This is a genomic window from Bulleidia sp. HCP3S3_C9, from assembly GCF_052064035.1.
Taxonomy (GTDB): Bacteria; Bacillota_I; Bacilli_A; order Erysipelotrichales; family Erysipelotrichaceae; genus Bulleidia.
This window is the reverse complement of the sequence record NZ_JBQHWJ010000106.1, coordinates 1-1,788: the sequence shown is the minus strand read 5'-3', so window position 1 is coordinate 1,788 and position 1,788 is coordinate 1. Positions and strand designations below refer to the sequence as shown.

The window sequence follows — 1,788 nt, the reverse complement described above, 5'->3', positions numbered from 1 at the left end:
ACGCATTCACAATCTCAATTCTACTCGGTTTCCGGGCCGATACTAAGCCGGAAGAGAAAGGAGATGTATATAGATTTGACTCAGCTGGATGAGCTAATTTATATATACCATCTTGAATGAATATATTTTTCTAGACAATTTCACTATTCTTAACTTAACGAAAGAAATTTGTTTATACATTTTTTTAATTTCACTTTTTTATATGAAACATAAGAAATACAGTCAACTTAAATTAATAATTTTTGCATTTATTTCATCAAATATTGGATCATGTGTAACAATAATTAATATGTGATTAGTTTTTAACTCATTTAGAAATTGAATGAATTTTTGTTTGGTAGATGCATCTAAGAAGTTAGTTGGCTCATCCATAATGATAACAGTTTTATCTTCTTTTAAAGCTTTTGAAATCTGATGTTTTTTCTTTTGACCATCAGATCCTTTTGATAATTTTTCATCATAGAAAAATGATATAAAAGGTTTTGATGGAATATAAAGAAAATCATCTGCGGTTATATCATTTTTTCCATTGATTTTAATACACCCTCTATAGCGATTTGAAAATCCCAAAAGATTTTCAATCATTGTTGTTTTTCCAGACCCATTTTCTCCCTTTAACAAATAAATATTATTTTTCGATAAAGTTACCGTAATTTGCTTATGTAAAGGTTTGTTATCTTGTGCTGTTCCAACATAATTAACAAAAGAAATATTGTTTATTACCTCTGAAGAACTTTCAGTTTCTTCTATATTTTCAATTCTTTTGATTTTATTAAATATAGGAGTACATTCTTTATATTTTGAGCGAAACCCAAAAATAAATTCTCCAGGGCTCCATAACTGAGAAGTATAACTATTGAACAAATATATTGTACTAAATCTGATTTCACCCTTTAAAGCAAAATAGCAGACAAGAATCAGCATTACAGTAATAAGCATGTTCAAGCTTCCGTAAGAGATAATGTTTAAATAAAATGAAACAGATTTGATTTTTTCATTAATATCTTTTGTAAATGTTCGTACATAAGTGCCATAAGAAGATTCATCTATCTGTTTATTTTCAAGAAAATGATCCTCCTTTGAAGTTATATATTGATCATTCAACAATGATTTCAGTCTCGCCATTGAGTTTAATGTTTTTTCAGACTTTCCATCAATATCTTTACCCATTTTCAAGTTTAATGGAATAAATATCATTAATAACACTAAGATTACGATTGCTATTTTCCAGGAATTAACAAATAGCATCCACAGAATAAATAAAATTGACAAAACATAGTAAATTAAACGAATAATCTCCACAAAAAAATATTTATTTGCTTTTTCGAATTCCTGTCCAGTCAATTGATTAATTTCTTCAAGTGATAAATCTGAATTGCGATAATTCCTGAATGAAATTTTATGAGATATCAATCTAACTAGATTGACATATGAATCTGCATAACATTTTTCTTCTGTAATATCCGTAAAATAGTCCATTATCTGTGTAACAAAAAAGAGAACAATATAAAATACTGCAGTATGTAAAAAGCAATTACTATCTTTATTTTCAACGCATTGTATCAAATATGTCACAGTCAAAGGCGTGATAAGATATAAAACCCGTGTTATTAAATACACGATTGAAAAAGCAACAGCTGATTTTTTAGATGTCAACAAGAAGTGTCTCAGCATTATTAACCTCCCTAATAAGTCAAATGTTATTTAGCTTATTTAAGCCATTTTTTAGTACTTATTTTGATATAAGCCAATAGGTTATGGATATTTCTTGCATCGATGTGCTGAATT

The 1,788-nt window shown here is 27.6% G+C and carries 1 protein-coding gene; it reads right to left on the bottom strand.

The features are described 5' to 3' along the window. Positions 1 to 222 precede the first annotated feature (222 nt). Positions 223 to 1,674: an ATP-binding cassette domain-containing protein gene (locus tag ACTND6_RS10945; protein WP_441024271.1), complete on the bottom strand. Its 1,452-nt coding sequence runs from the start codon at positions 1,672 to 1,674 to the stop codon at positions 223 to 225. Positions 1,675 to 1,788: the final 114 nt, after the last annotated feature.